This window comes from Ruegeria sp. YKSE079 (assembly GCF_059612845.1).
In genome coordinates this window covers 103,675-129,200 of record NZ_JBXWRJ010000010.1, presented here as the reverse complement: position 1 = coordinate 129,200, position 25,526 = coordinate 103,675, and the positions used below count along the sequence as shown (strand labels likewise).

Here is a 25,526-nt window from a genome sequence, read left to right as displayed (position 1 = left end):
GCTGGAAAACCCGGAGTTGATATGCGCCTATTTCGTCTGATCCCCCTTTATATGGCCCTCGCGCTGGGTGCAAACACCGCAATGGGCGCGGATGTCGCAACGCTCGAAGCGCTGCGCGACGGCAGCCTCAAGCGTCTGATCGTGCATTCCCAGCCCAAACCGGTCGAGGTGGTCGAATTCCAGCTGGAGGATGACAAGGGTACCGGCTCAATCGCCGATTATCGCGGCAAATATGTCCTGCTGAACTTCTGGGCCACCTGGTGCGCGCCCTGCCGCAAGGAAATGCCCCAGATCGCCGAGTTGCAGGAAGAATTCGGCGGCGACAAGTTCGAGGTCCTGACACTTGCCACGGGTCGCAATTCGCCCGCGGGCATCAAGAAATTTTTCGAAGAAAATGGCATCACCAACCTTCCGCGCCATCAGGATCCGAAACAGGCGGTCGCACGCGAGATGGGCGTCATCGGATTGCCGATCACGGTGATTCTCGATCCCGAAGGCAACGAGATCGCCCGCCTGATCGGTGACGCCGAATGGAATTCAGACAGCGCCAAGGCGATCGTTTCCGAGTTGATTGGCGCCAATAGCTAAACAATCAGGCCAAAAACGACCGAATCGTTTTATTCTCCGAGCGTTTTTTTAAAGGAGAATAGCTATGAGAATTGTTTCGCACTTGGCCGTTGCGGCCAGCATCGTTCTGTTTGCGGCGACTGGCGCCAACGCCAAGGAGATCAAAAAGAAGCAACAATTCATGGATGCGGTCGTTGGCAAGAAACTTGTCAGCGGGAACACTTGGGTAATGGTATCGGCAGACGGAAAGATCTCGGGCGTTGGCAAAGACAATGCCAAGGTCGTGGGTGCCTGGGTGTGGAACAAACGCTACTGGTGCCGAAATGTAGTGGTTGGCGACAAGGCCCTTCCCGAGGATTGCCAAAAGGTTTCAATCGACGGCAATCAGGTCACTTTTACGCGCAACAAGGGCAAGGGTGAATCGGGAACCTTCACAATTTCCAACTAAGAACACTTCTTTCCTGTTTTGTGCTAAACTGAAACCGGCTCCATCCGAGCCGGTTTTTGCGTGCAGCCGGGGAAAGGAGGTAGCGATGAAACCCGTGGTTTTGCTGATAGGACGCCTGCCGAACGTGATCGGCGACGTGGCGCGTCAACTGGAACATCTGCCCATCGAATGGCTGGGCGCCCATGATCAGGCCGAAGTGATCCGTCAGTTGGAAACCGAACCCCGCATTGCCTGCGCAATCATGGGGGCCGGGCTTGACGATGCCACACGCGGTGCCCTTGTCGGGATCATCGCATCGCGGCGTCCCGACATCTCCATCCACCTCAAGGACCGTGCCTCGGGGCCAAGCGGGCTCGGGCCGTTCGTCGAACGCGTCGTCCGGCACGAGGTTCTGAACCGGATGCAGCCAAGCTGACGCCACGCCACCTTTGACAGTTTCCCGCCGCCTTTGCAGATTGTCGCCGGGAGGCACCGATGCCGCTGGAAATACTGTTACTCTTGGTCGTTGGCGGCATCGCAGGGATCGCCGTGGTTCTGCACCTGTCGGGTCGCTCGAACCTGCGCGTTCTGACACCCGACAGCGTACGCGCGGAATGGGCGCGCCACTTTCCCGAAGACCGCATCATCGACGCAACGCTCAACCATTGCGGCCACGCCGCGCTGGTGCGCACCGACACGGGCCCCGGGCTGCTGTGGTCCTTCGGGGCCGACACGGTGGGCCGGCGCCTTTTTGACTTTGACTGGCTGGATCATCCGCAAGGGGTGCATTTCTTCTTCCACGATTTCGGCGCGCCACAGACCCTCGTCCGGCTGGACGAAACCGAACGCCCGCACTGGAAAAACCTGTTGAGACAGCCATGACAGACCAGATCACCTATCCCGATGTCGTCCAATGGGCGGTGCCGTTCTTCATCGCCGCGATCATGGTCGAGTTTCTGTGGACCGCCCTCAAAGGCCGGGGCGGGCGGTATGAAACCCGCGACGCCGTGACCTCGCTGATCATGGGGGCGGGCAATGTCGCCTCGGGGCTTTTGCTGGGCTTCATCGCCTGGGCTTTCTTCATGTGGCTGTGGCGCCTGACCCCGCTTGATCTGGGTGCCTCCCTCCCTGTTGTTCTATTGTGCTTTGTCCTCGACGACCTGCGCTACTATTGGGTGCACCGCTTCGGCCACCGCATCCGATGGGTCTGGGCCAGCCATGTGAACCACCACAGCTCGCAGCACTACAATCTCACCACCGCCCTGCGACAGACCTGGACCTATACGTTCACCTTCATGATGGTGGTACGCGCGCCGCTCATCCTGCTGGGCTTTCACCCGGCGATGGTGCTGTTCTGCGGCGGCCTGAACCTGATCTATCAGTTCTGGATCCACACCGAGGCCATCGGCAAGATGCCCCGCTGGTTCGAGGCGGTGATGAACACCCCCAGCCATCACCGGGTGCATCACGGGCGCAACGCGCGCTATCTGGATTGCAACTATGCCGGCGTGTTCATCATATGGGACCGGATGTTCGGCACCTTTGTCCCCGAACAGGCGAGCGAAAAGGTGGACTATGGGCTGGTCCACAACATTGGCACCTTCAATCCCCTTCGCGTGGCCTTTCACGAATGGGTGGCCATATTCCGGGACATCGCACAACCTGGGCTGAATCTGCGGCAACGCCTGGCCTATGCCTTTGGCCCCCCGGGCTACAGCCATGACGGCAGCCGCGACACCTCGGACCGGATCAAGGCAAAGCACCTTGCCCGCCATCCCCACTTGCAGGGCACGCCGGGATTTGAAGGGTCCGGCGACCCAGCCATTTCCGGCTCACAGCAGGCTTCCTGACCGGGGGTCGCTTGCGGCCGTGCTTGAAATCCGGACCGCCAAACCCCCATATGAAGGCGATGCAGTTCAGGTGCCCGTCGGAGTCGAGTATGAGCAGAGTATTGGTTTTTTCGGTCGCAATCGGGCTGATCGGGCTGGCCCTGACAATGATCGCCGCTCTGGGCGCTTTCCCTGCCGCAATTATCCTCGCCGGGTACGGCCTGATAAGCCTCGGAACCCTCGGAGCGGTGACGAGCGCGGTTCTGGCGCACCTGTCGACGCGCTGAACCTCCACAACATTTTCATAAAAAGCGAAAGTTAACCGATACTTCACCACTCGGCCCCGAGACTGCTGCCGTGTGTTGGCAGGATTCGGTTGGCGGAATGCAAAAACGCAGGTTCAAAAAGGCGGTATCCGACGGGACGGAAACCCCCCTGAGTGCAGCGGTGGCGGGTCGGGACCGGTCGGTTCTGCAAATGGTGACCGAGGCGGTCAAGCACAAGCAATGCATGCTCGCCTATCAGCCCGCCGTTCAGGCCACGCCGCCCAATACACCGGCGTTTTACGAAGCATTCATAAGGGTTCTGGACGAAACCGGCCGGATCATCCCGGCAAAGGAGTTCATGCCACAGGTCGAAGACACCGAAGTTGGCCGGGAACTGGACTGTATCGCGCTGGAAATCGGGCTGCGCCAGATGGCGCACAATCCCGATATTCGGCTGTCGATCAACATGTCGGCCCGCTCAATCGGGTATTCCCGTTGGTCTGCGGTGCTGGATAGATTCCTGACCAAGAACCCGACGCTGGGTGAGCGGCTGATTCTGGAAATCACGGAAAAATCAGCCATGCAGGTTCCCGAACTGGTCATCGATTTCATGGATCGGTTGCAGGCCCGTGGGATTGCCTTTGCACTGGACGACTACGGGTCCAGCACTTTCAGCTTTCGCCATTTCCGCGACTTCCTGTTCGACGCGGCCAAAATCGATGGCCAATTCGTTCGCGGCGTCGACCAGAATCCTGACAATCAAACCCTGATCCGGGCTTTGATCGCCGTCGCCCGCGAATTCGACATACTCGTCACGGCCGAATCGGTCGAAACCCGGGAAGAGGCCGAGTTTCTGGTGCGCCACGGTGTCGATTGCCTGCAGGGATTCCTGTATGGCGCCCCCTCCGTCGCACCGCCCTGGAAGACAAAAAATGATGAACGGGCCAGCGCTTAAGGCCTTGCCGCAACAGCGAAACACCGCCTGAAATATCGAACTGAGACAAGCTGACCGTTGCTGCAACTGCAGCATTGCGCTATGGCAATGGGTGTTAGAGCGGGGGATAACGAGGCGCTCTGCATTCTGAGGGATGCCGTCCCGATGACCTGCGCCGTCAAATTTCCCGAAAGACTATGACGGTAAAGGATTGACTGAATGACCAACGTAGTAATCGCATCCGCCGCACGGACCGGCGTCGGCAGTTTTGGCGGCTCATTTGCGAACACCCCCGCACATGACCTTGGCGCAGCCGTTCTCGAAGCGGTCGTTGAACGCGCCGGTGTCGACAAGGGCGAAATCAGCGAAACCATCATGGGTCAGGTCCTGACCGCCGCCCAAGGCCAGAACCCTGCCCGCCAGGCCCACATCAACGCTGGCCTGCCACAGGAAAGCGCCGCCTGGGGCATCAACCAGGTGTGCGGCTCGGGTCTGCGCGCCGTGGCGCTGGGCGCGCAGCACATCATGCTGGGCGATGCCGAAATCGTCTGTGCAGGCGGCCAGGAAAACATGACCCTTTCGCCTCACGCCGCCGCTCTGCGCGCCGGTCACAAGATGGGCGACATGAAATACATCGACACCATGATCCGCGATGGTCTGTGGGATGCCTTCAACGGCTATCACATGGGCCAGACCGCCGAGAATGTTGCGGAAAAATGGCAGATCAGCCGCGACATGCAGGACGAGTTCGCCGTCGCCTCGCAAAACAAGGCCGAAGCGGCGCAGAAGGCAGGCAAATTCAAGGACGAAATCACGCCGTTTACCATCAAGACCCGCAAGGGCGACATCGTGATGGACAGCGACGAATACATTCGTCACGGCGCAACGATGGAAGCCATGGCAAAGCTGCGCCCCGCCTTTACCAAGGACGGCTCGGTCACAGCCGCAAACGCTTCGGGTCTGAACGACGGCGCTGCGGCCACGCTGCTGATGTCGGCTGAAAACGCCGAAAAGCGCGGCATCCAGCCTCTGGCCCGTATCGCCTCTTATGCGACCGCCGGACTGGACCCGTCGATCATGGGCGTCGGCCCGATCTATGCCTCGCGCAAGGCGCTGGAGAAAGCCGGCTGGTCGGTTGACGATCTGGATCTGGTCGAGGCGAACGAAGCCTTTGCCGCGCAGGCCTGCGCCGTGAACAAGGACATGGGCTGGGATCCGGCCATCGTGAATGTCAACGGCGGCGCAATTGCCATCGGCCACCCGATCGGCGCTTCGGGCTGTCGCGTTCTGAATACGCTGCTGTTCGAGATGAAGCGCCGCGACGCCAAGAAAGGTCTTGCGACCCTCTGCATCGGCGGCGGCATGGGCGTTGCCCTGTGCGTGGAGCGCGACTGAGTGCTCTGTCACCGCAAATAGTCAAAGGCGCTTTCGGGCGCCTTTTTCTTTGACACCGCGATTTTTTGCTGCACCTGCGACAATATTTGCACGAAAGCCCTGAATTTCTTCGCGAAACAATATTGCGCATCTGCGGCATAGTTTGTAGCAAGATTACCAAGACAACTCTAATCGGAGGAATTCTCTATGGCACGTACAGCACTCGTCACCGGCGGCTCCCGCGGTATCGGCGCAGCAATTTCCAAGGCGCTCAAAGCCGAAGGGTACAACGTCGCAGCCACCTATGCAGGCAATGACGAAGCTGCGGCAAAGTTCACCGAAGAAACCGGCATCGCCACCTACAAGTGGAATGTCGCCGATTACGATGAATCCAAGGCGGGCATCGCCAAGGTCGAGGCCGAGGTCGGCCCGATCGACATCGTGGTCGCCAACGCCGGCATTACCCGCGATGCGCCGTTCCACAAGATGACCCCGGAACAGTGGCACCAGGTGATCGACACGAACCTGACCGGCGTGTTCAACACCGTGCACCCGATCTGGCCCGGCATGCGCGAACGCAAGTTCGGCCGCATCATCGTGATCAGCTCGATCAACGGTCAAAAAGGTCAGTTCGCACAGGTGAACTATGCCGCCACCAAGGCCGGCGATCTGGGTATCGTCAAATCTCTGGCTCAGGAAGGCGCACGCGCAGGCATCACCGCCAACGCGATCTGCCCCGGCTATATCGCCACCGAAATGGTGATGGCCGTGCCAGAGAAGGTGCGCGAGGCGATCATCGGCCAGATCCCCGCAGGCCGTCTGGGTGAACCCGAAGAAATCGCACGCTGCGTGACGTTCCTGGCATCCGACGATTCGCAGTTCATCAATGGCTCGACCATCTCGGCCAACGGCGCGCAGTTCTTCGTCTGAACACGAGCACCGGAAATGAAATCGGGCCGGTCCCAACGGACCGGCCCTTTTTTATCCCGTAAGAACGCGCGCGCTGCGTTCAGCGGGAACCCATGAACCATGCAATAACCCGTCTGACCGTTTTGCCTCGCTCTTCATGCGCGCGTCGAAACGCACACCGGGTCGCGGCCATAGCTGTCATCTCGATCATGTCTGGCATCCTTTCGATTCATTATACTTTGACTTGCTATCAGCATGCGGCACTGTTTCATCTTCCACAAACGAGACTTTTCAACTCTTCGATTTAGTTTTACTTAACTGAGTATGAGTGACCGCCTTCCCCCTCTGACCGCCTTGCGCGCCTTTGATGCCGCCGCGCGTCACATGTCTTTCGCCAAGGCCGCAGACGAGTTGAATGTCACCCCGGCCGCCCTGTCCTTTCAGATAAAATCGCTCGAAGACCACTTGGGCCGGCCGCTGTTTCGCCGCCTCAACCGTGCCGTCGAACTGACCAACGCGGGCAAGGCGCTGGCCCCCGGCGCGGCCGATGGGTTCGCCACCCTGCAATCCGCGTGGACATCCACCCGCCGCCTGCTGGACAACACGACGCTCACGGTGACCGCAGGGCCAGCCCTGACCGCCAAATGGCTCGCGCCCCGCCTATACGAATTCGCCCGCGCGCATCCCGAAATCGATCTGCGGTTTTCGGCCACCCTGCGCAATCTGGACCTGAACCGGGACGACGTCGACGTCGCGATCCGCTTTGGCTATGTACAAGACGACGAGCTGTACTCGGTTCCGGTCAGAAAGGAGTGGCTGACACCGGTCATGACCCCTGATCTGGCCGAACGGTTCCCGACACCACAAAGCCTGACGCAGGCACCGCTGATCCATGACGATTCGATCGGCTTTCTGAAACCGCCCTGCGACTGGCCCACATGGTTTCGCGCCGTCGGAATCGATTTCACCCCGACCCATGGCGCCCATTTTTCGCACGCCGATCACGCCATAGACGCGGCTGTGGCGGGTGTCGGTGTCGCGCTGGGGCGGCGGCCAATGATCCTCAAGGACATGCTCGAGGGCCGGTTGGTCGCCCCTTTCAAGATTGCCATCGAGACCAGAGCCCGATTTCGGTTCCTATGCCTCAAAGGCGCCGAAACCCGCCCTCAAATCGCAGCATTCCGGGACTGGTTTCTTGCAGAGATCGAAAAGACCGCGCATATCTCGGACGAATTCGAAATCATACCGGTCGAGGATATTCCCCCGAAATGACCCGCAATCGCGCCACGACAATCGGCTTTGTCGCTGTCCTCCTTTGGGCACTGCTCGCCCTGTTCACCGTGGGTTCGACCCCGACGCCGCCGCTGCTGCTCAACGCGATCTGTTTCAGCATCGGCGGCACGCTGGGCCTGATCTGGACGGCACGGACCGGCGGGCTGTCGCAACTGAAGGATGTACGCTGGACGGTTTTTCTGTTCGGCGCGATGGGGTTGTTCGGCTATCACGCACTGTATTTTTCGGCGCTGCGCATGGCCCCAGCCGCCGAGGCTGGTCTGATTGCCTATCTCTGGCCCCTGCTCATCGTCCTGTTTTCGGGATTGCTGCCCGGAGAGCGCCTGCACGCTGGTCACCTGATCGGCGCCGTTCTTGGCTTTTCCGGCGCGGCGCTGATCATCACCGGCGGTGGAAGCGCCGGGTTTCAGGCTCAGTACCTTCCCGGCTATCTGCTGGCCCTGCTCTGCGCACTCACCTGGTCGGGCTATTCGGTTCTGTCCAGGCGATTGGGCAAGGTGCCCACAAGTTCGGTTGCGGTTTTCTGCGTTCTGACTGCGTTTGCGTCATGGGGTCTGCATTTCGCGGTCGAAGAAACGGTCTGGCCGCAAACGACACTGGCCTGGGCCTCGTCTGTGGCACTCGGTATCGGCCCCGTCGGGCTGGCCTTCTATGTCTGGGATATCGGGGTAAAACACGGCGACATTCAGATGCTCGGCACCAGTTCTTATGCTGCGCCGCTGTTATCTACCTTAGTGCTGGTTCTGGCCGGTATCGCCGCACCCTCCTGGGTGCTGGCGATCGCAGCTCTGCTGATAACCAGCGGTGCCGCCATCGCGGCACGCGCCAGCCTCAAATCTTAGCTTGAAAGACGTTCGATCTCTTCTTTCAGTTTGAGTTTCTGCTTCTTGAGTTGAGCGATGTGAAGATCATCGATACCTGGGGAGCGCTGGGCTTCTTCTACTTCGACACTGAGGTTAGCATGCTTCCGTTTCAGTTCGGTCAGATGTGCGCTCACGCTCATGGCGATCCTCCTTGTCAGTGATTTGTACAATTCAAGTTGAGCATATCGTATTCTGACTGTCACGCGGGATCAGCACCGAATCTGTCACAAATTCTTCAATTTCGGCCATTGGCCGCTTATCGTGTCTTGGGCCATTGCATAGGTGCCCCTTCGCGCTGAACCGCAGCGATTTCGGGCGTGTAATGATCCTCGTCGCGCAGGTGTTTCTCACCCATGTGAAGAATCACCGGCGCGTGCAGAACAAACGCCGCCCGACCACCCTTTTGCGCCCGCAGGATCAACAACTCCGGTGCCCTGCCCAGACGTGGCGACAGGGGCAGGACCTCGACCGACCCCAACCGCCCCGTACAGGCGGCCAGCATTTCCGGCAGGCGGTCGGCACGCTGGATCATGTGCAAATAGCCGCGCGGCGCCAGACGTTTTGCCGCAACCGCGATCCACGTATCCAACGGCGTCCGCTCACCCATGGCGACATGCCGCCCCGCATCTTTCGAAGGGCTGTGCGCGCCAGCACGGAAATACGGGGGGTTCGCAATGACATGGTCGAACTGGCGCTGGCGCAGATCAATGGGCAACTCGGCAAGATCCGCCTCCACGACGTCCAGGCCGACGCCGTTCTCCTCGCCATTGCGATGCGCCAGTTCCGCATAAGCTGGTTGCAGCTCCACACCGGTCAGGGTCATCCCGCCCACCCGTGCTGCCAGGCACAGGATAGCCGCCCCTGCTCCGCACCCAAGCTCCAGCACCGATTGGCCCGCCCGCGCCGGAACCGATGCCGCCAGATAAACCGGATCGACACCGGCCCGATATCCCTTGTGCGGCTGCCACAGGCGGACACGTCCGCCAAGAAAATCGTTGCGGGTCAGATCGTGTTCCGCGAACCCCGTCATCGGCCCAACGGGATCTCGTTGTCTTTCATCGCCCGGACGGCCCGGTCGAAATCATCGACCCGCACCATCAGTCGGCGCGGGAATATCCCGATCCCGCCTTCAAGTACGCTCATATTTACGTCCATCTCAAAGCAGTCTATATCCTCGCCCCTAAGAAGAGCGGAAGCAAAAGCCATGATGGTCGGATCGGTGGTGCGCAGAAGTTCTTTCATGGGGATGGATGTAAGGGCAAGGTAGGGCGAAAGTCGAGCCTTGTATCAGGAGTGTGATGGACATCAGCACAGTTTCGAAACCGCATGAAAGGCTGGCGGAGCTGCTGGCCGCCGAGATGGACGCCGTGAACGAGTTGATCCGCGTTCGCATGGCCTCGAAACACGCGCCGCGCATCCCCGAGGTGACCGCCCATCTGGTCGAAGCAGGCGGCAAGCGCCTGCGCCCGATGCTGACGCTGGCTGCGGCACGGCTGTTCGGATATTCCGGCGACCATCACATCCGCCTCGCCGCCACGGTCGAATTCATCCACACCGCCACTCTTCTGCATGACGACGTGGTCGACGAAAGCGCCCAGCGGCGTGGGCGCCCCACAGCCAACCTGCTGTGGGACAACAAAAGCTCTGTTCTGGTCGGCGACTACCTGTTTTCCCGCAGTTTCCAGCTGATGGTCGAAACCGGCTCGCTTCGGGTGCTGGACATTCTCGCCAATGCCTCGGCCACGATTGCCGAGGGCGAGGTGCTGCAAATGACCGCCGCGACCGACCTGCGCACCGACGAAAGCGTGTATCTGCAAGTGGCGCGCGGCAAGACGGCGGCCCTGTTTTCGGCGGCAACCGAGGTCGGCGGCGTCATCGCAGGCGCGACCGAGGAACAGGTGCGCGCGCTTTACGATTATGGCGATGCACTGGGCATCGCCTTTCAGATCGCCGACGACCTGCTCGATTATCAAGGCGACAGCGCGGCCACAGGCAAGAACGTGGGCGACGATTTCCGCGAACGCAAGCTGACGCTGCCGGTCATCAAGGCGGTAGCGCAGGCGACGACGGACGAACACGCCTTCTGGCAGCGCACGATCGAAAAGGGTCGCCAGCAGGACGGCGATCTGGAACACGCCCTGAAGCTCATGCACAAATACCGGACGCTGGACGAAACCCGCGCCGATGCCCTCCGTTGGGCGGCCAAGGCCAAGGCGGCGCTGGGCGTGCTTCCCGATCACGAACTTCGCGGCCTGCTGCACGATCTGGCCGATTACGTGGTTTCGCGCCTCAATTAAGCTGCACCGCGCGGCACCACCAATCGGGATAGGCCACGCCGATCTCGTAGGCCGCGAAATGCGCGTCCTTCATCGTGGGGTACAACGCAAAACAGGTTGACCCTGACCCCGACATGCGGGCCAGCAGCGCCCGTGACGTCATCCTCAGTTCGTCAAGAACGCGCTCGATCTCTCGCGCCACACCCATGGCCGGAATTTCCAGATCATTCCGTTGCTGACTTAACCAATCCGCGCAATCGGCGGTTTCACCGAAATCCGGGATGTCATCCGGCATCGCGGCATTGTCGCGCCAGGCAAGCGCACCAAACACCGCACCGGTCGGCACCGCCACACCGGGATTGACCAAAAGCGCCGGCAGGTGGGGCAGGTCGACCGGTGAAACCTGCTCGCCAATCCCCTGCATCCGTGCCGCGCGCGCGGACAAGCAAACAGGCACGTCAGCCCCCAATGACAGCGCCAGTCCCTCGGGGATTTCGATACCCTGTCCGGACAAGGCCCAAAGCGTCGCCGCCGCATCCGACGAACCGCCCCCGATCCCGGCACCGTGCGGCAGAACCTTGTTCAGGCGAACATGGCCGCGCCATCCCATCGCCTCGGCCGCTTGCCAGACCAGATTGCGACTGTCGACCGGGACGCCCTCTGCATGTTCGCCAGTGACGTCCATCGACAAGTCAGACCCAGCGGAAAACTCCAGGCGATCTCCGATATCGGCAAACACCACCAGCGAATCCAGCAGGTGATAGCCATCGTCGCGTCGGCCGGTGACATGAAGGGTCAGGTTGATCTTGGCGGGCGCAAAGGCCTCAACCATCATTGGCCACCTGCAAGGGGTCCGCGCCCTCTTCCTGCAACACCGCATCCAGACCGATATCCAGCTTGCGGCGAATGCGTTCGGGGTCGGCCTCGCCATCGGTGTCTTCGGGATCTATGAACGACAGGGCGCGTTTCCACTGGAACTCGGCCTCGCGCGCGCGGCTGACGGCCCAGTACACATCACCCAGGTGGTCGTTCACGACCGGGTCGATGGGCATCAACTCAACCGCGCGCTCCATATGCCCGACCGCCTCGTCATAGCGCCCAAGCCGGAACAGGACCCAGCCCAGACTGTCCACGATATAGCCGCTGTCAGGCTGCGCCAGCACCGCGCGCTGGATCATCTCCAGCGCTTCGTCCAGCTTTTCCCGCCGCTCGACCAGCGAATAGCCCAGATAGTTCAACACTTGCGGCTGATCCGGGCTTAGCTCCAGCGCCGCGCGGAAATCGGCTTCGGCCGCATCCCAATGTTTCAGGCGCTCATGGCTTATTCCGCGCGCATAGTGCAGGAACCATTGACCGCCCGACCCCTCTTCCAACAGTTCAAGCGCCTTGTCATACGCGGCCACGGCTTCGGAGTACTTTTCCTGCTGCCGCTGCAAATCACCCAGCGCGCTGTGGACAACCGGAAGGTTGGGATAGTGCTGCGCCAGTTGCTCCAGCACCTCGATGGCGGCATCGGGCTTGGCCGACCGGCGCAAGGCCTCGGCCCGCCCCAGTTCCGCCGCATGATAATCCGGCCCGTCGGGTGGCACCATCTTATAGGTCGCAACCGCCAGATCATACTGACCCAACCCATCCAGCAACTCGGCACTCAACAGCAGCGCATCGATGTGATCGGGGCGCAGGAAAGTTGCGGTGCGGGAATAGACCAGAACGTAATCATGCGCCGCCTCGTTATTGAGCGCCGTACCGATGGAAAAGAATACCTCGGCCATCCCGTCAGCCGCTGAGCGCGCATGGGTGAATGGCAGCTTCTCACCGGCCTCAAGCTGTTCCGACACGGCTTGCAACGCAGGGTCGGCACGCCCCGCGAACACCTCGGCCAGATTTGCCAGTGCCTGCTCATTGCGGTCCAGTTGCGAAAGAACTTCGGCGCGCGCCAGAACCGCGCGGCGCGACATCCGCGATACCCGTCCCTCATCGGCGGCAAAGATCGCTTCCGCGCCTTCATAATCACCGACCGAAGCCAGCGCCAAAGCCTTGTGATAACGGGCAAAGTCCCGCAATCCGTTCTGTTCTGAAACCTTGTCGAACTGTTCCAGCGCCTTGGATACGGCCCCGTCGCCCATATATGCCCAGGCCGTCACCAGGCCATCGACCAGCGGTCCGATCCCCATGGTTTCGGGGTCCCGCTCCAGTATCTCCTTGTACCGCCCTTCCGAGATCAGGTTGGCCACGACCACCATATGCGCGACCTGGCTGCGCAAACCCTGCGCCTCCATTTCTTGCGCAACGGCATAGGCGCGTTTCAGGTCCCCCAGCGACAACTGCGCCAGAACCACGTTTTCCATCAAAGCGGGATTGGCCGGATCGATGGCAAGCGCCTGAACAAAATACCGCGCCGCCGCTTCATAATCGTTGCGATACACCGATTGGCGCCCTGCCAGATACGCCCCGGCCCCCGAGTCGGCCAATGCCGTCGTTGGTAGGGCCATCGCAACCGCAAGTGCGGCACCTGCCGCATGTCGTACCAAGGAGAACACCGCAATCCTGCCTTTTGTCGTTATTCCGGACACAAGCTAGGGCCTCGGCGGTAAAGAGGCAATGGCAGAGCTTTCACGTCCCCGCCATTGCCCGGTTTCTTGCTTACATATTGGGATAGTTCGGGCCATCCCCGCCCTGCGGCGTGGTCCAGGTGATGTTCTGGCTGGGATCCTTGATGTCGCAGGTCTTACAGTGGACACAGTTCTGAAAGTTGATCACGAACCGAGGCTCCTTGCCGTCTTCCTCGACCATCTCGTAAACGCCCGCCGGGCAATACCGCTGCGCCGGTTCGGCGAATTTCGGCAGGTTGACCTTGACCGGGATATCCGGATCGGCCAGCCGCAGGTGGCAGGGCTGGCTTTCCTCGTGGTTGGTCATGGCAAAGGACACGTTGGTCAGCCGGTCAAAGGACAGCGTGCCATCGGGCTTGGGATAATCGATGGGCTTGTGCTTGCTAGCTTCTTCGGTCGACTGGGCATCGTTCTTGCCATGCCCCAGCGTACCAAAGAACGAAAAGCCCAATGTGTTGGTCCACATGTCCAGACCACCCAGCACCAGCGAGGGGATCATCCCCCACTTGGACCACATCGGCTTGACGTTGCGCACCTTCTTCAGGTCCTTGCCAATCGCGCCATTGCGCACATCGGCCTCGTAAGCGGTCAGTTCATCGCCCGAACGCTCTGCCTTGATCGCGTCATAGGCCGCCTCGGCGGCTGCCTTGCCCGACAGCATCGCGTTGTGGTTGCCCTTGATGCGCGGCACGTTGACCATGCCCGCCGAACAGCCCAGCAGCGCCACACCAGGCGCGACCAGCTTCGGCATCGATTGCAGACCGCCTTCGGTGATCGCCCGCGCGCCATAGGCCACGCGCTTGCCGCCCTTCAGCAGCTCGGCCACCATCGGGTGATGCTTGAAGCGCTGGAATTCCATATAGGGGTACAAGTGCGGGTTCTTGTAGTTCAGATGAACCACGAAACCGACATAGACCTGATTGTTTTCAAGGTGATAGATGAACGACCCACCGCCTGCGTTGCCCCCCAGAGGCCAGCCCATCGTGTGGGTCACGGTGCCTTCCTTGTGCTTGGCCGGATCGATCTCCCATATCTCCTTCATGCCGACGCCGTATTTCTGCGGCTCTTTCCCGGCCTGCAGGTCGTACTTGGCGATCACCTCCTTGGACAGCGAGCCGCGCACACCTTCCGACAGGAAGACGTATTTGCCGTGCAGCTCCATGCCCGGCTCGGTATTCGGCCCGTAAGATCCATCAGCCTCAAGACCAAAGACACCGGCCACGACGCCTTTGACTTCGCCATTGTCGCCATAAACCAGCTCGGAACAGGACATGCCGGGGAAGATCTCGACGCCCAGTTCCTCGGCCTGCTCGGCCATCCAGCGACAGACATTGCCCATCGAGACGATGTAGTTGCCGTGGTTGTTCATCAGCGGCGGCATCGGGAAGTTCGGAATGCGGATCTGACCAGCTTCACCCAGCATATAGAAGTTGTCTTCGTGCACCGGTGTGTTCAGCGGCGCACCCTTTTCCTTCCAGTCGGGGATCAGCGCATCCAGACCGCAAGGGTCAAGAACCGCGCCCGACAGGATATGAGCGCCCACTTCCGAGCCTTTTTCCAGAACGACGACGTTCAGGTCCGCATCCAGCTGCTTCAGACGGATGGCCGCCGACAGGCCCGCAGGACCCGCGCCCACGATCACCACGTCATATTCCATCGCTTCGCGTTCAATTTCGGCCATCGTGGGCTCCTTCGCTGACTTTCCGAATTGGCGCTCTCAACGCGTGATCTGCGCAATTTTGTTTCACGCGTGATTACCCGTTGTGAAAGACCTTGGTCAATCGAAACACGGCGTAAAATCGCTGCAATGCGGCAGTTCAGCCCTCTGGTGCGTCGCCCATGAGGTATCTGGGACCGCTACCACGGGATTTTGCCCTGTCATCGGGGTTGTACAGCCTGCATTTCGGCAAGCTCAGACAGCCGCACCCGATGCATCCGTCCAGGTTGTCGCGCAACCGGATCAGGGTATCGATTCGGCTGTCCAGATGTGCCCGCAACCCCTTGCTGATCCGTTTCCAGTCCTGCGGTGTTGGCGTCCGGTTTCCCGGCAGGTCGGCCAGAACCTCGCGGATCTCCGGCAACGACAGGCCGAATTGCTGTGCGATCATCACGAAACTCAGCCTCCGGATATCGGCACGCTGATACCGCCGCTGCCCACCCGCATTGCGCCAGGGCGAAATCAGGTTCTGCGCTTCGTAATAGCGGATCGCCGACACCGCCAGACCGGTCCGCCGCGCCAATGCGCCGATGGAAAGCCCCTCTGACACCGCCATCTCTCAACTCCGGAAAAATTCCTTGACCTAAAGTTAGGTTTAGAAATTAGGGTGAGTCGTGACAAGACCCGAATTCGAAAGGGAGCAATCATGCCTGCAACACTGGAACACACGAATTTCACCGTCAGCGACCCCAAATCGACCGCCGCCTGGATGCAGGATGTGTTCGGCTGGAAAACCCGCTGGGAAGGCTCGGCCAAGGCGGGCGGTTACACGGTTCATGTCGGCAACACGCATACCTATCTGGCGCTATATGCACCCCAATCCCCCAGGCCATCAGGCGAAAGCAGCTATGACATCGTTGGCGGCCTGAATCACGTGGGCGTCGTTGTCGAAGACCTGGACGCCACCGAACAAAAGGTCCGCGCCGCCGGATTCGAACCCCACAACCACGCCGATTACGAACCCGGACGGCGGTTCTACTTTGACGATGACAACGGCATCGAATTCGAGGTGGTCGCCTACGATTAGGCCGTAATCCGCGCGTCGGCGCGTGCTGACCCCTTGCATTCTGCCGTCCATTTGGTTCAGGTATTGACTGAACCTACCAGTCGCCCCGACGCATTGCGCGGCGGGGCGACGCAATTTATGCGTGGAACAGTAACGATGGAAAAGATTCCGATGACGCCTGCGGGCTTCGCCGCGCTTGAGGCCGAGTTGAAAAAACTCAAATCCGAAGAGCGTCCCGCCATCATCAAGGCCATTGCCGAAGCCCGCGAGCATGGCGATCTGTCCGAAAACGCCGAATACCACTCGGCGCGCGAAAAGCAGTCCTTCATCGAGGGCCGCATCAAGGAACTCGAAGGCGTCCTGTCTCTGGCCGACGTGATCGACCCCAAAAGACTGTCCGGCGCCATCAAGTTCGGCGCCCGCGTCACGCTGGTCGACGAGGACACGGACGAAGAAAAGACCTGGCAGATCGTGGGTGAGCACGAGGCCAATATCGAAAGTGGTCTGCTCAACATCAAATCGCCCATCGCCCGTGCCTTGATTGGCAAGGACGAAGGCGACAGCGTCGAGGTCCATACGCCCGGCGGCCTGAGGTCTTACGAAATTCTGACCATCCAGTATTCCTGACGGGGGGCACGGCCATGTCGGGCACCCCACCGGAAAAGGAATCGGACCGCCCGACTTCGCTTGGCATCTACGACCGCCCGCAAAAGCAGTCCATCACCGGGATCGAGATTGCGGCCATCGTGCTCAGTGTACTTTGGCTGGCCTTCGCCGTGGTCTTCATCGTCATGCCCCGCAACGAAGCCGCCAGCGGGCCGCTGGTCGTCATGCTGGCGGTCTTTCTGCCGGTGGCAATGATATGGGTCGCGGCAACCGCCATGCGCGCCAGCCGCATCATGCGCGAGGAAAGCCAGCGCCTGCAAACCGCGATCGACGCGATTCGCAACGCCTATGTCCTGCAACAGCAGCGCGCCGCGATCATTCAGGAACCGACTGTCACCAAAAAGCTCGACCAGATCGTCGCAGCGGCGAAAAAGGCCGAAACCACGCTGGCAACCTTCTCGACCTCGCGGGCAGCCGAAAAGGTCAAACCGGCGACGCAGGTCAAGTCCGGATCATCCAACGGCCAGACCACGCTGGAACTTGGCACCCCTGCCGAAGCGCTCGCACCGCCGCTTGCGACCGAGGATTTCATTCGCGCCCTCAATTTCCCGGAAACCGCCGAAGACACCGACGGGTTCGCCGCGCTGCGCCGCGCATTGAAAGACCGCAAGGCCGCGCAGCTCATTCAGGCCGCGCAGGACGTGCTGACCCTGCTCAGTCAGGAAGGCATCTATATGGATGACCTCAAACCGGATATGGCACGCCCCGAAATCTGGCGCCAGTTCGCCCAGGGTGCCCGTGGCCGCGCAGTGGCTGGTCTGGGCGGCATTCGCGACCGCTCGTCGCTGGCCCTGGCTTCGGGCCGCATGAAACAGGACCCGATCTTTCGCGACGCGGCCCATCATTTCCTGCGCCGTTTCGACCACATGATCGTCGCCTTCGAACCCGAGGCGACGGATGCCGAGATCGCGGCCCTTGGCGAAACCCGAACCGCGCGCGCCTTCATGCTGCTGGGCCGCGTGGCCGGGACGTTCGACTGACCGGCGTCGCAGGGTCTACAACCCGAAACTGCCATAGGGAATGAATCGCACCGGATCGCCGGGGCGGATATGCTGCTCGCCGTCGCCAATCTCGACCAGCCCGTCAGCCCAGCTCAACCCGCTGATACGGCCCGACCCTTCCGAGCGGAACACCTCGACCCGGCCCTCGCGCACCCGCGCCCGCAAGTATTCCCGCCGCCCCGGCTTCTTGCGCTTTTCGAACGCGGCAGGCAGGTCGAACCCCTGCGGCTCCTGCCAGTCTTCACCCGCCAGCAGGCCCATCGCGGGCCGCGCAAAGATCAGCGTGCACACCATCGCCGCCACCGGATTGCCGGGAAGGCCGAAAACCGGGGTTCCGTTCCAGATACCCAAGGCCAAAGGCCGCCCCGGTTTCAGCGCGATGCGCCATTCCTGCATCGCGCCCGCCTCTCGCAGCAGGGCCGACATATGATCCTCGTCCCCGGCAGACGCCCCGCCGCTGGTCAGGATCACATCCGCCTTTTCGGCGGCCTCGTCCAGCCTGGCCCTCAGTGTGGGCCGGTCATCCGGCACCCGCCCGATATCGACCGTTTCGAACCCGAACCGCTCGGCCATCGCCAGCAACATCGGGCGGTTGGCGTCGAATATCTGGCCCGGTCCCGCCTCGTCTCCCGGCTCGACCAGTTCGTCACCGGTCGATACCACCGCCACACGCAGCGGCAGATGCACCGGTGCCACGGCCACGCCCACCGCCGACAACAGCGCCAGATCGGCCGCGTTCAGCTTGCGCCCCCGGCGCAAGACAATATCGCCGGCGGCCACGTCCTCGCCCGCCCTGCGCGTGTTGGCCCCTTGCTTCAACGGACCGTGAAACGCGACATGGCCGTCCTGAACGGTCACGTCCTCCTCCAGAATGACCGTATCGACACCTTCGGGCAGCGCCGCACCCGTCAGAATGCGCAACGCCTGCCCCCCGGCCAGAACCCCGTCGAACGGCACCCCCGCCGCCGCCCGCCCCTCGGCCAGCGGCACCACATGCGCGCCCTCCGGATAGCCCCCGGCAAAGCCATATCCATCGACCGCCGAATTCGGCAGCGGCGGGTTGGAACGCAGCGCCACCACATCTTCGCTCAGCACCCGGCCCAGCGCCCGCATCACCGGCAATCGTTCAGTCCCGGTCACGGCATGCATCCGCTCGCGCAGCATCGCCAGCGCGTCGTCAACCGGCGTCCAGTTCACGCCCGCAGGCAGGGCGAAACAATCGTTTTTCAAAGGCGGCGGCGCGATATCCGGTTTTGCTTGCGTCACACCCATGATCCACCCTTCCTCTGCTGCGCTGACATCCAATTGTTGCGCCAAGTCTTGCCGCGAAAGGCCTGCCAGATTCAATGCGACCTGTTCGACCTGCCAGGCATCCCTGATCCGCCCTTCCGGCGCCGCACCCAGCGTCAGCGACGGCCAGACCTCGACAAACGCCACCGCCCTGTCCAAAGGCTCATAAGGCCAGACGGCGACCTGCCCCGCAAACCTTCGGCGCAACCGTGCCAGAACGGGCAGGCCCATCATCACCTGTCCGCCCACCGCGCCCGCGCCACCCATCTGCCAGCAGGTGAAACTTCCCCTGGCAAGCGCCTCGACCCTGCGGCGATCCGGAAACGGGTTGTGATAGTCATCCTTGCGGCGCGGCAGCCCCTCGATGTCCCGTTGCAACCCGTTCATCCAGAACGGTCCCCTGCCCCCGAACACCCGATTGATCTCACCGGCCAGATCGAACCGGTTGTTCGCCGCCGGATCGTCCTCGATCCGCGCCTCGAACCAGTCCCACAGCTCCAGCGGATCGTCGGTTCCGGTCATCGCGCGGGCAAACCCCCGCGGATAGCCGAACGGAAAATCGAACCCCAGAAACAGACGCCGCCCGGCAGCCACCTCTGCGGCAATCAACTCTGCCAGCCAATCTTCGGCCCGCTGCCGGTTGCGCAGATAGACCGGCTCGTCGGCCTGCCCGCCCCGCACCACACAGACCCAGATCGCATCCCTTCGCGGGCGTGGCCCGGTGTCGTTGCCACCCGACCAGTCCACCATCGCAAAGGTCCTGAATGGGGTCACAAACCGACCTCTTTCAGGATGAAATCCGCAATGGCCACGGTGTCGTTCAGATCGAACACAGGCCGGTCCAGGTCAAGCGCCACATCGCTCGCCACAGCCCGGATGCTGGCATCCCCCGGCGCGATCAGCTCATTGCCCGGCTCGGCACGATAGGCCTCGATCTTGGGGTGACGTTCGCGCTTGTACCCTTCGATCAGCACCAGATCGACCGGCGACAACCGCGTCAGCAACTCCGACAATGCCGGTTCCGGCGCACCGCGCAACTCCTGCATATGCGCCACCCGGTATTTCGAGGCCAACAGCACCTCTGCCGCCCCCGCCTGCCGGTGGCGAAAACTGTCGCGTCCGGGGTGATCCACGTCAAACGAATGATGCGCATGCTTGACAGTTGACACACTGAAACCGCGCCCGGTGATCTCGGCCACCAGACGTTCCATCAGCCCGGTCTTGCCTGCATTCTTCCAACCAGTGACGCCATAAACCTTCATGCCCGCTCCAACAGATTTTCAGCCATCGCCAAATCCTCGGGCGTGTTGACGTTGAAAAACGGGTCGAACTCGCCTACCGGAAACAACGCCTCGCACCCCTCATGCCGGTCGGTCCACAGCACCACCTTGCGCAAGCCCTCGCTCAGCGCGGCGCGCAGATCATCACGCAAAGCCACCGGCCACAGGCCAAAGGTCGGATGACGGTTCACCTTGCCCCGGCCACCCGATTTCAACTCTGCCCCGGTGCGCGGCGTGGTTGCCAGCACCAGAGGATGCGCCTGCCCTTCGGCAGCAGCCATGAGCCGCGCCACCAGATCGCGCGGAAAGAACGGCGTGTCGGCAGCGGCGGTGACAATCGCCTCGGCCCCCTGATCTGCGGCCCAGTCCAGCCCGGCCAGAACCCCGGCCAGGGGCCCTGCAAAGCCTTCGATGGAATCTACAATCACCGGCAAGCCCAGATCGGCAAACCGCGCAGGATCACCGTTGGCATTCAGCGCCAGTCCCGCCACTTGCGGACCCAAACGGCCCATGACATGCGACACCAGCGGCTTGCCGCCCAACAGCAGCCGCCCCTTGTCGCCACCGCCCATCCGGGTGGCCAGACCGCCTGCAAGAATCACGCCCAAAGGCTGCTTCATTGTCACTCCCGCCATGCTCAAGCGAACGAGGCAACACCTTTAAATCATTTCCACCGAGACTCAATTCAATTGAAACGCTGTCGGATAGAGATGGTGGAGAATGAACAACCACGCAATCAAAGTCCCAACCGACAGAAACGATGTCGCCGACACAGTATGCGCCGCCAACTCGGTCTCCTGATCATAGTGCTTGGCCAGTAGAAAGATGTTTTTCGCAGTCGGAACCGCCGCCGATATCGTCGCCGCAATCGTCCAAAGCGGGTCAAGCCCGACCAGGTGTGCCGCAAGCAATACCAGCCCCGGCGCGACAATCAGCTTGGTCAGGGACAAGACCAGAATAAGTGGCCCTGTCTTGACGATGACTCGCACGCTGGTCGTGTACCCGATTGCAAAAAGCGCGACCGCCGCCAGACCCTGGCTTAACACCTCCAGGTAATCCTTGACTGCCGGAGCAAAACCCAAACCAGTGATCGAATATGCAACGCCCAGCAGGGTTCCAAGAATGATCGGGTTTTTCAGAACATTGATGAGCAGCCTTGCAACACCGGTTTTTTTTGCCGCCGATTGCCCGGAAACGCTTTCCAGAATGATCGTCAGCGTCAAAAGCAAAACCGCGACAACCAGATTTGCCAACACTGCAGGCAGTGCGCCGCTCGACCCGAAAATTGCGTGGAGTATCGGCAAGGCGACAAGCGCCGTATTCGATGCCACTGCCGCAAAGGATGCAACTGTCGCCGCACCGGTCGAAAAATGCTGGACGCGCCTCAACACCAGAAAGAGCACGGCAAACAGAATTGCCAGCGCCCCACCATAGGCCATGTAGAAGCCATAGTTGAGCAGATCACCAAATTCCTCCTGCCCGATGAGATAGAACATGATCGCCGGAAGCAGAACATAGACAGCAAACTGTACCAGAGATTCAGAAATCGTATCGGACAGCAATCCAGTCCACGAAAAGACATAACCCGTCAGAATGACCGCAAACACAGGTGCAATAAGGTTGAGCAGTTCCATGCGGTCCCTCGCTGGCTTTTCGAGCGCAAGTCAGATCGCATTTCCAGATCATTGCAGTAACAAAACCCAACGCCCGAGGCTTTATGCTAACCCAAGCGCGGGAAATTTCTCAAATTATTGTGCTCTTTATGAGGAGTTTGAGGCCGAAATCACCCCACAGCGCCAATCGAACTACTCACCCGCACTCTTGCGCCGATGTTTCTTATCCTCGACCGGCACCGTCGCCGGGTCGACATCCCGCACCAGCCGGTCCTCGCCCGACAGACACACGAACCGCTGTCCGCGCATACGCCCGATCAGGGTCAGGCCCACCTCGCGCGCGATCTCGACACCCCAGGCGGTAAAGCCGGCACCCCTTGTCGCCACCGCCCATCCGGGTGGCCAGACCGCCTGCAAGGATCACGCCGAGAGGTCGGGTCATTTGTTGTCGTCTTTCAATTCGATAGGCTTCGAGATCAGCCAGGTAACCGCGAAACAGGCACCCAGATACAGCGTACCCTCAAGTCCAAGCAGAAAAATCGCGAGGAGAAAAAAACCGGCAATGACCAGCAAATAGTTGCGTCGGCACCGGGCCAGCTCTGCACGCAACTCCTCCGGACAATTTACCACTCCCCGAAACAGCACCCGACGCGCCACACCGCGATCAATCGGTGGCAAACCCAGACTGTACATCAGCGGAATCCACTGACGGACATGAATCACAATCCCGCCAATTCCCAAGCTTGCACAGCAAAAAACCAGCAAGGCGACCACATAGCCCAAGGAAATCACCCCGCACTCTTGCGCCGATGTTTCTTATCCTCGAGCGGCACCGTCGCCGGGTCGACATCCCGCACCAACCGGTCCTCGCCCGACAGACACACGAACCGCTGTCCGCGCATACGCCCGATCAGGGTCAGGCCCACCTCGCGCGCGATCTCGACACCCCAGGCGGTAAAGCCGGAACGCGAGGCCAGCACCGGAATACCCATCATCGCCGTCTTGATCACCATCTCGGACGTCAGCCGCCCGGTTGTGTAAAGGATCTTGTCCGCCGCCGTCTCGCCCTCGGACAGCATCCAGCCCGCGATCTTGTCCACCGCGTTGTGACGGCCCACGTCCTCCATATAGACCAGCGGCCGGTTTTCGCGGCACAGCACGGTGCCATGAATTGCCCCCGCCTCCAGATACAGCGACGGGGTCCGGTTTATCCTTGCCGCCAGTTCATACAGCCAAGAGGTCCGCACGCTCACCTGCGGCAGCGTCACGCCCTCCAGCCCCTCCATCATGTCGCCGAACACCGTACCCACGGCACAGCCGCTGGTGCGGGTCTTTTTCTTCAGCTTGTCTTCATACGAGGTTTCCCGCGCCGTACGCACCACGACGGTTTCCAGTTCGTCGTCATAATCGACGCGCACGATCTCGTCATCGGGGCGCAGCATCCCCTGATTGCGCAGAAAGCCCAGCGCAAGGTATTCGGGATAGTCCCCGATGGTCATCGCCGTGACGATTTCCTGCGCGTTGAGAAAGATCGTCAGCGGGCGCTCCTCGACCACCGAAATCCGGCTGAGCTCGCCATTCTGATCCACGCCTTCGACGGCGCGCGTCAGCCGCTCCGCTTCGGGATCGGGGGCGATGATATAGTCCGACAGGTCCGTCTCAATGGCCAATTGCAACCCTTTCCCAAGCCCGTTACTGCTGTCGCGGTCACCATAGGATCTAGGCATGGCATTCACCACATCCAATTCCTACTACTGGAAGGGTTTTCGCGATGGCTTCCCCTTCATCTTCGTGGCCATCCCGTTCGGCACCCTGTTCGGTGTGTTCGCGACCGAGGCCGGGCTGAACATCGTCCAGACCATGACCTTTACCGCAACCGTGTTTGCCGGGGCCGCCCAGTTCGCCGCGTTGCAACTGCTGCAGGACAACGCGCCGACCGTGATCGTGCTCGCCTCTGCGCTGGCGGTGAACCTGCGGGTGGCAATGTACTCGGCCTCGCTGACCCCCTACCTCGGGGCGGCACCTTTGTGGCAGCGCGCCTGTGCCGCGTATTTCGTCGTCGACCAGTCCTATGCCTGCTGCATGGTCCGGTTCGAGCGGGAACCTGATTTGTACATTTCGGACAGGATGGCCTATTTTTTTGGTACAATTTCGCCAATTGCGCCGCTCTGGTATCTGTGCACCTACCTCGGTGCGGTTCTGGGCACGCAGATCCCGGAAAGCTGGGCACTTGATTTTGCGCTCCCGATCACCTTCCTGTCGATGGTCGGCCCCATGCTGCGCACCCTGCCCCATGTCATCGCCGCCCTCGTCGCGATCACCGTTTCGCTGCTGACCGTCTGGGTCCCTTTCAACCTCGGCCTGCTGATTGCCGGATGCACCGGCATGATGGCCGGAGCACAGGCCGAAGTGATGCTGAAGCGCAGGGAGGCCCGGGCATGACCCAGATCGACCCCGCCACCATGTGGATCGTGATCGCCGGTCTTGCGGTCGGCAGCTTTGCGTTGCGGTTCGTCTTTATCGGGCTGGTCGGCGACCGGCCGATGCCCGAGTGGCTGCTGCGCCACTTGCGCTATACCGCCGTGGCGGTTCTTCCAGCCCTCATTGCACCGCTGGTAGTCTGGCCCTCGGCCACGGATGGACAGCCCGATCTGCCCCGGATGAGTGCCGCCGCTATGGCAATTGTCGTTGGTCTGTTGACCAAGAACGTGCTGGCCGCGATCTTTTCGGGCGCGGCCACGCTTTATGGTTTGCTTTATTTTCTTGGCTGAACGTCAGTTCTGTGCCGGTGCCTGGGCGTTGAGTTGCGCGTTATTCGCCGCGATGCCCTTTTGCAGATCTTCGTCATCGTTTTCATAGTAGCGCTCGGTGATGGCACCCGGCAGATCACCGAACTGATCGGCCAGTTTCACCGGTTGCAGAACCGGCTTTATCCCCTCCAGACCCGGCACTTGCCTGAGCAGCCGCCCGGTATAGTTGGCACAGAATGCCCCGGGCACAGGCCCCATCTGTTTCGCCAGCCGATAGGCCGCCTCGGCCTGTTCCGGCGTCACTTCCAGTTCCTGGATAACCACGTGAAAGGTCGATCGCGCATGCGATCCTCGATAAGCCTTTTCGACCGCCGGTGTGATACCATAGAGCACGTCGTCACGCTCGGGCACACGATCGGCGCGGAACGATCCCGCCGGATCGAAAATCACCCGCTCAGACGCGTTGATCATAAGCGAGGCATGTCCACCCGAACCCGTGCGGTTGTTCACCATCGTGAACAACGTCAACTTGGCCGGCCCCGGATCGCGATAGCGAACGGCCGCAATAGTCTCGAAATCCGCCTGCGGCGCGCTTTGTTTCGTGCAGGCGGACGCCGCGAGCAGCAAAGCGCATGCGATCACCAATCGACGCATGATAGAATTTGCCCGATCAGGAAGCGAAGACCGCCAGGAAAAGCAGAATGAACAGAATGACCGCAACAGTCCAAACCATGAACTTGACGAATCCGTTAAAGGTTTCGGTCTGTACCTTGATGTCCATATCGCCGTGTTTGTATTCAGCCATGTTTTCAGTTCCTATTCGCGTGTTTACCGTTGGATAGTGGATTCGCTC

32 protein-coding genes and 2 pseudogenes are annotated in these 25,526 nt (G+C 61.0%); 17 read left to right on the top strand and 17 right to left on the bottom strand.

Annotated features, from left to right (window positions below; translation table 11 throughout):
* The first annotated feature begins 21 nt into the window (after window positions 1-21).
* The 11 genes from AC2FMY_RS11385 to yddG all read left to right on the top strand — a co-directional run bounded on the left by AC2FMY_RS11385 (window position 22) and on the right by yddG (window position 8,441).
* Window positions 22-588 (top strand): TlpA disulfide reductase family protein, encoded by a 567-nt coding sequence (locus tag AC2FMY_RS11385; protein WP_480748711.1) that lies wholly within the window; start codon window positions 22-24, stop codon window positions 586-588.
* A 64-nt stretch (window positions 589-652) separates the two neighbouring features.
* Window positions 653-1,015, top strand: coding sequence for a hypothetical protein (locus tag AC2FMY_RS11380; RefSeq protein WP_480748710.1), 363 nt, complete (start codon window positions 653-655; stop codon window positions 1,013-1,015).
* Between the two features lie 85 nt (window positions 1,016-1,100).
* Window positions 1,101-1,430, top strand: a complete 330-nt coding sequence (locus tag AC2FMY_RS11375; RefSeq protein ID WP_480748709.1) for a hypothetical protein — start codon at window positions 1,101-1,103, stop codon at window positions 1,428-1,430.
* Between the two features lie 59 nt (window positions 1,431-1,489).
* A complete protein-coding gene (locus AC2FMY_RS11370) occupies window positions 1,490-1,876 on the top strand; it encodes a hypothetical protein (RefSeq protein WP_480748708.1) in 387 nt (128 codons plus the stop codon).
* Window positions 1,873-2,844: a sterol desaturase family protein gene (locus AC2FMY_RS11365; protein WP_496744529.1), complete on the top strand. Its 972-nt coding sequence runs from the start codon at window positions 1,873-1,875 to the stop codon at window positions 2,842-2,844. Before AC2FMY_RS11370 ends, AC2FMY_RS11365 begins: the two co-directional genes overlap by 4 nt.
* Window positions 2,845-2,933: 89 nt before the next feature.
* The gene (locus AC2FMY_RS11360) at window positions 2,934-3,110 is read left to right on the top strand and encodes a hypothetical protein (RefSeq protein ID WP_496744531.1); all 177 of its coding nucleotides are present in this window, start codon (window positions 2,934-2,936) and stop codon (window positions 3,108-3,110) included.
* A 97-nt stretch (window positions 3,111-3,207) separates the two neighbouring features.
* Complete coding sequence (locus AC2FMY_RS11355; protein ID WP_496744532.1) at window positions 3,208-4,044, top strand: EAL domain-containing protein; 837 nt, start codon at window positions 3,208-3,210, stop codon at window positions 4,042-4,044.
* A 198-nt stretch (window positions 4,045-4,242) separates the two neighbouring features.
* Window positions 4,243-5,418 (top strand): acetyl-CoA C-acetyltransferase, encoded by a 1,176-nt coding sequence (locus AC2FMY_RS11350; protein WP_480748704.1) that lies wholly within the window; start codon window positions 4,243-4,245, stop codon window positions 5,416-5,418.
* A 186-nt stretch (window positions 5,419-5,604) separates the two neighbouring features.
* Window positions 5,605-6,327 (top strand): acetoacetyl-CoA reductase, encoded by a 723-nt coding sequence (gene phbB / locus AC2FMY_RS11345; RefSeq protein ID WP_480748703.1) that lies wholly within the window; start codon window positions 5,605-5,607, stop codon window positions 6,325-6,327.
* A 303-nt stretch (window positions 6,328-6,630) separates the two neighbouring features.
* Entirely contained in the window at window positions 6,631-7,578 is a 948-nt protein-coding gene (locus AC2FMY_RS11340) for a transcriptional regulator GcvA (RefSeq protein WP_496807405.1), read from the top strand.
* Window positions 7,575-8,441, top strand: coding sequence for an aromatic amino acid exporter YddG (gene yddG / locus AC2FMY_RS11335; protein WP_496807404.1), 867 nt, complete (start codon window positions 7,575-7,577; stop codon window positions 8,439-8,441). Before AC2FMY_RS11340 ends, yddG begins: the two co-directional genes overlap by 4 nt.
* On the opposite strand, the gene AC2FMY_RS11330 is transcribed toward yddG, so the two are convergent.
* The 3 genes from AC2FMY_RS11330 to AC2FMY_RS11320 form a co-directional block, all read right to left on the bottom strand.
* The gene (locus tag AC2FMY_RS11330) at window positions 8,438-8,602 is read right to left on the bottom strand and encodes a YdcH family protein (RefSeq protein ID WP_480748700.1); all 165 of its coding nucleotides are present in this window, start codon (window positions 8,600-8,602) and stop codon (window positions 8,438-8,440) included. The genes yddG and AC2FMY_RS11330 overlap by 4 nt on opposite strands.
* Window positions 8,603-8,718: 116 nt before the next feature.
* The gene (locus AC2FMY_RS11325; RefSeq protein ID WP_496807403.1) at window positions 8,719-9,492 is read right to left on the bottom strand and encodes a tRNA1(Val) (adenine(37)-N6)-methyltransferase; all 774 of its coding nucleotides are present in this window, start codon (window positions 9,490-9,492) and stop codon (window positions 8,719-8,721) included.
* The gene (locus AC2FMY_RS11320) at window positions 9,489-9,704 is read right to left on the bottom strand and encodes a putative signal transducing protein (RefSeq protein WP_496807402.1); all 216 of its coding nucleotides are present in this window, start codon (window positions 9,702-9,704) and stop codon (window positions 9,489-9,491) included. Before AC2FMY_RS11320 ends, AC2FMY_RS11325 begins: the two co-directional genes overlap by 4 nt.
* Window positions 9,705-9,760: 56 nt before the next feature.
* On the opposite strand from AC2FMY_RS11320, the gene AC2FMY_RS11315 reads away from it, so the two are divergent.
* Window positions 9,761-10,759: a polyprenyl synthetase family protein gene (locus AC2FMY_RS11315; protein WP_496807401.1), complete on the top strand. Its 999-nt coding sequence runs from the start codon at window positions 9,761-9,763 to the stop codon at window positions 10,757-10,759.
* Here AC2FMY_RS11315 and AC2FMY_RS11310 read toward each other — a convergent pair.
* The 4 genes from AC2FMY_RS11310 to soxR form a co-directional block, all read right to left on the bottom strand.
* The gene (locus AC2FMY_RS11310; RefSeq protein ID WP_496807400.1) at window positions 10,752-11,573 is read right to left on the bottom strand and encodes a 4-(cytidine 5'-diphospho)-2-C-methyl-D-erythritol kinase; all 822 of its coding nucleotides are present in this window, start codon (window positions 11,571-11,573) and stop codon (window positions 10,752-10,754) included. The genes AC2FMY_RS11315 and AC2FMY_RS11310 overlap by 8 nt on opposite strands.
* Window positions 11,563-13,230, bottom strand: a complete 1,668-nt coding sequence (locus AC2FMY_RS11305) for a tetratricopeptide repeat protein (protein ID WP_496807422.1) — start codon at window positions 13,228-13,230, stop codon at window positions 11,563-11,565. The genes AC2FMY_RS11310 and AC2FMY_RS11305 overlap by 11 nt, the downstream gene beginning before the upstream one ends.
* A 151-nt stretch (window positions 13,231-13,381) precedes the next feature.
* Entirely contained in the window at window positions 13,382-15,031 is a 1,650-nt protein-coding gene (locus AC2FMY_RS11300) for an electron transfer flavoprotein-ubiquinone oxidoreductase (protein ID WP_480748695.1), read from the bottom strand.
* Between the two features lie 136 nt (window positions 15,032-15,167).
* Window positions 15,168-15,623 (bottom strand): redox-sensitive transcriptional activator SoxR, encoded by a 456-nt coding sequence (soxR, locus tag AC2FMY_RS11295; RefSeq protein WP_480748694.1) that lies wholly within the window; start codon window positions 15,621-15,623, stop codon window positions 15,168-15,170.
* Between the two features lie 90 nt (window positions 15,624-15,713).
* On the opposite strand from soxR, the gene AC2FMY_RS11290 reads away from it, so the two are divergent.
* From AC2FMY_RS11290 to AC2FMY_RS11280, 3 genes are all read left to right on the top strand, one after another.
* Window positions 15,714-16,094: a VOC family protein gene (locus tag AC2FMY_RS11290; protein ID WP_480748693.1), complete on the top strand. Its 381-nt coding sequence runs from the start codon at window positions 15,714-15,716 to the stop codon at window positions 16,092-16,094.
* Window positions 16,095-16,229: 135 nt separating this feature from the next.
* A complete protein-coding gene (gene greA, locus AC2FMY_RS11285) occupies window positions 16,230-16,700 on the top strand; it encodes a transcription elongation factor GreA (RefSeq protein ID WP_480748692.1) in 471 nt (156 codons plus the stop codon).
* A gap of 14 nt (window positions 16,701-16,714) precedes the next feature.
* On the top strand, window positions 16,715-17,719 hold the full coding sequence (locus AC2FMY_RS11280) for a hypothetical protein (RefSeq protein WP_496807399.1): 1,005 nt from the start codon (window positions 16,715-16,717) through the stop codon (window positions 17,717-17,719).
* 15 nt (window positions 17,720-17,734) lie between these two features.
* Here AC2FMY_RS11280 and AC2FMY_RS11275 read toward each other — a convergent pair whose 3' ends face one another.
* From AC2FMY_RS11275 to AC2FMY_RS11240, 8 genes and pseudogenes are all read right to left on the bottom strand, one after another.
* Window positions 17,735-19,804 carry a molybdenum cofactor synthesis domain-containing protein gene (locus tag AC2FMY_RS11275; protein ID WP_496807398.1) on the bottom strand — a complete coding sequence of 690 codons (2,070 nt, stop codon included), beginning with the start codon at window positions 19,802-19,804 and terminating at the stop codon, window positions 17,735-17,737.
* On the bottom strand, window positions 19,801-20,292 hold the full coding sequence (gene mobB, locus AC2FMY_RS11270; protein ID WP_480748689.1) for a molybdopterin-guanine dinucleotide biosynthesis protein B: 492 nt from the start codon (window positions 20,290-20,292) through the stop codon (window positions 19,801-19,803). Before mobB ends, AC2FMY_RS11275 begins: the two co-directional genes overlap by 4 nt.
* Window positions 20,289-20,930 carry a molybdenum cofactor guanylyltransferase MobA gene (mobA, locus tag AC2FMY_RS11265; RefSeq protein WP_496744552.1) on the bottom strand — a complete coding sequence of 214 codons (642 nt, stop codon included), beginning with the start codon at window positions 20,928-20,930 and terminating at the stop codon, window positions 20,289-20,291. Before mobA ends, mobB begins: the two co-directional genes overlap by 4 nt.
* Before the next feature lie 60 nt (window positions 20,931-20,990).
* Window positions 20,991-21,944, bottom strand: a complete 954-nt coding sequence (locus AC2FMY_RS11260; protein WP_480748687.1) for an AEC family transporter — start codon at window positions 21,942-21,944, stop codon at window positions 20,991-20,993.
* 171 nt (window positions 21,945-22,115) lie between these two features.
* Window positions 22,116-22,295: pseudogene (locus AC2FMY_RS11255) on the bottom strand (formate dehydrogenase accessory sulfurtransferase FdhD); the annotation flags it as partial.
* 1 nt (window position 22,296) lies between these two features.
* Window positions 22,297-22,365, bottom strand: a pseudogene (locus AC2FMY_RS11250) (molybdenum cofactor guanylyltransferase MobA); the annotation flags it as partial.
* A complete protein-coding gene (locus tag AC2FMY_RS11245) occupies window positions 22,362-22,706 on the bottom strand; it encodes a hypothetical protein (protein WP_480748686.1) in 345 nt (114 codons plus the stop codon). The pseudogene AC2FMY_RS11250 and the gene AC2FMY_RS11245, both read right to left, overlap by 4 nt.
* Window positions 22,707-22,711: 5 nt before the next feature.
* Window positions 22,712-23,650 (bottom strand): formate dehydrogenase accessory sulfurtransferase FdhD, encoded by a 939-nt coding sequence (locus tag AC2FMY_RS11240; protein WP_480748685.1) that lies wholly within the window; start codon window positions 23,648-23,650, stop codon window positions 22,712-22,714.
* Here AC2FMY_RS11240 and AC2FMY_RS11235 point away from each other — a divergent pair.
* The gene (locus tag AC2FMY_RS11235) at window positions 23,649-24,365 is read left to right on the top strand and encodes an AzlC family ABC transporter permease (protein ID WP_480748684.1); all 717 of its coding nucleotides are present in this window, start codon (window positions 23,649-23,651) and stop codon (window positions 24,363-24,365) included. The genes AC2FMY_RS11240 and AC2FMY_RS11235 overlap by 2 nt on opposite strands.
* Window positions 24,362-24,694: an AzlD domain-containing protein gene (locus tag AC2FMY_RS11230; RefSeq protein ID WP_480748683.1), complete on the top strand. Its 333-nt coding sequence runs from the start codon at window positions 24,362-24,364 to the stop codon at window positions 24,692-24,694. The genes AC2FMY_RS11235 and AC2FMY_RS11230 overlap by 4 nt, the downstream gene beginning before the upstream one ends.
* A 3-nt stretch (window positions 24,695-24,697) precedes the next feature.
* Here AC2FMY_RS11230 and AC2FMY_RS11225 read toward each other — a convergent pair whose 3' ends face one another.
* Both AC2FMY_RS11225 and AC2FMY_RS11220 read right to left on the bottom strand, forming a co-directional pair.
* Window positions 24,698-25,327, bottom strand: coding sequence for a hypothetical protein (locus AC2FMY_RS11225; protein WP_480748682.1), 630 nt, complete (start codon window positions 25,325-25,327; stop codon window positions 24,698-24,700).
* Between the two features lie 16 nt (window positions 25,328-25,343).
* Entirely contained in the window at window positions 25,344-25,478 is a 135-nt protein-coding gene (locus AC2FMY_RS11220; protein WP_480748681.1) for an aa3-type cytochrome c oxidase subunit IV, read from the bottom strand.
* Between the last annotated feature and the right edge of the window lie 48 nt (window positions 25,479-25,526).

Coding starts and splice junctions, on each gene's coding strand:
- mobB (WP_480748689.1), bottom strand. CDS start 20,292: ATGAAGGTTTATGGCGTCACTGGTTGGAAGAATGCAGGCAAGACCGGG.
- soxR (WP_480748694.1), bottom strand. CDS start 15,623: ATGGCGGTGTCAGAGGGGCTTTCCATCGGCGCATTGGCGCGGCGGACC.
- AC2FMY_RS11350 (WP_480748704.1), top strand. CDS start 4,243: ATGACCAACGTAGTAATCGCATCCGCCGCACGGACCGGCGTCGGCAGT.
- AC2FMY_RS11375 (WP_480748709.1), top strand. CDS start 1,101: ATGAAACCCGTGGTTTTGCTGATAGGACGCCTGCCGAACGTGATCGGC.
- AC2FMY_RS11305 (WP_496807422.1), bottom strand. CDS start 13,230: ATGGCCCTACCAACGACGGCATTGGCCGACTCGGGGGCCGGGGCGTAT.
- AC2FMY_RS11365 (WP_496744529.1), top strand. CDS start 1,873: ATGACAGACCAGATCACCTATCCCGATGTCGTCCAATGGGCGGTGCCG.
- mobA (WP_496744552.1), bottom strand. CDS start 20,930: ATGAAGCAGCCTTTGGGCGTGATTCTTGCAGGCGGTCTGGCCACCCGG.
- AC2FMY_RS11330 (WP_480748700.1), bottom strand. CDS start 8,602: ATGAGCGTGAGCGCACATCTGACCGAACTGAAACGGAAGCATGCTAAC.
- AC2FMY_RS11380 (WP_480748710.1), top strand. CDS start 653: ATGAGAATTGTTTCGCACTTGGCCGTTGCGGCCAGCATCGTTCTGTTT.
- AC2FMY_RS11230 (WP_480748683.1), top strand. CDS start 24,362: ATGACCCAGATCGACCCCGCCACCATGTGGATCGTGATCGCCGGTCTT.
- AC2FMY_RS11240 (WP_480748685.1), bottom strand. CDS start 23,650: ATGCCTAGATCCTATGGTGACCGCGACAGCAGTAACGGGCTTGGGAAA.
- AC2FMY_RS11300 (WP_480748695.1), bottom strand. CDS start 15,031: ATGGCCGAAATTGAACGCGAAGCGATGGAATATGACGTGGTGATCGTG.
- yddG (WP_496807404.1), top strand. CDS start 7,575: ATGACCCGCAATCGCGCCACGACAATCGGCTTTGTCGCTGTCCTCCTT.
- AC2FMY_RS11310 (WP_496807400.1), bottom strand. CDS start 11,573: ATGATGGTTGAGGCCTTTGCGCCCGCCAAGATCAACCTGACCCTTCAT.
- greA (WP_480748692.1), top strand. CDS start 16,230: ATGGAAAAGATTCCGATGACGCCTGCGGGCTTCGCCGCGCTTGAGGCC.
- AC2FMY_RS11290 (WP_480748693.1), top strand. CDS start 15,714: ATGCCTGCAACACTGGAACACACGAATTTCACCGTCAGCGACCCCAAA.
- AC2FMY_RS11325 (WP_496807403.1), bottom strand. CDS start 9,492: ATGACGGGGTTCGCGGAACACGATCTGACCCGCAACGATTTTCTTGGC.
- AC2FMY_RS11340 (WP_496807405.1), top strand. CDS start 6,631: ATGAGTGACCGCCTTCCCCCTCTGACCGCCTTGCGCGCCTTTGATGCC.
- phbB (WP_480748703.1), top strand. CDS start 5,605: ATGGCACGTACAGCACTCGTCACCGGCGGCTCCCGCGGTATCGGCGCA.
- AC2FMY_RS11280 (WP_496807399.1), top strand. CDS start 16,715: ATGTCGGGCACCCCACCGGAAAAGGAATCGGACCGCCCGACTTCGCTT.
- AC2FMY_RS11355 (WP_496744532.1), top strand. CDS start 3,208: ATGCAAAAACGCAGGTTCAAAAAGGCGGTATCCGACGGGACGGAAACC.
- AC2FMY_RS11320 (WP_496807402.1), bottom strand. CDS start 9,704: ATGAAAGAACTTCTGCGCACCACCGATCCGACCATCATGGCTTTTGCT.
- AC2FMY_RS11370 (WP_480748708.1), top strand. CDS start 1,490: ATGCCGCTGGAAATACTGTTACTCTTGGTCGTTGGCGGCATCGCAGGG.
- AC2FMY_RS11385 (WP_480748711.1), top strand. CDS start 22: ATGCGCCTATTTCGTCTGATCCCCCTTTATATGGCCCTCGCGCTGGGT.
- AC2FMY_RS11360 (WP_496744531.1), top strand. CDS start 2,934: ATGAGCAGAGTATTGGTTTTTTCGGTCGCAATCGGGCTGATCGGGCTG.
- AC2FMY_RS11225 (WP_480748682.1), bottom strand. CDS start 25,327: ATGCGTCGATTGGTGATCGCATGCGCTTTGCTGCTCGCGGCGTCCGCC.
- AC2FMY_RS11220 (WP_480748681.1), bottom strand. CDS start 25,478: ATGGCTGAATACAAACACGGCGATATGGACATCAAGGTACAGACCGAA.
- AC2FMY_RS11315 (WP_496807401.1), top strand. CDS start 9,761: ATGGACATCAGCACAGTTTCGAAACCGCATGAAAGGCTGGCGGAGCTG.
- AC2FMY_RS11235 (WP_480748684.1), top strand. CDS start 23,649: ATGGCATTCACCACATCCAATTCCTACTACTGGAAGGGTTTTCGCGAT.
- AC2FMY_RS11260 (WP_480748687.1), bottom strand. CDS start 21,944: ATGGAACTGCTCAACCTTATTGCACCTGTGTTTGCGGTCATTCTGACG.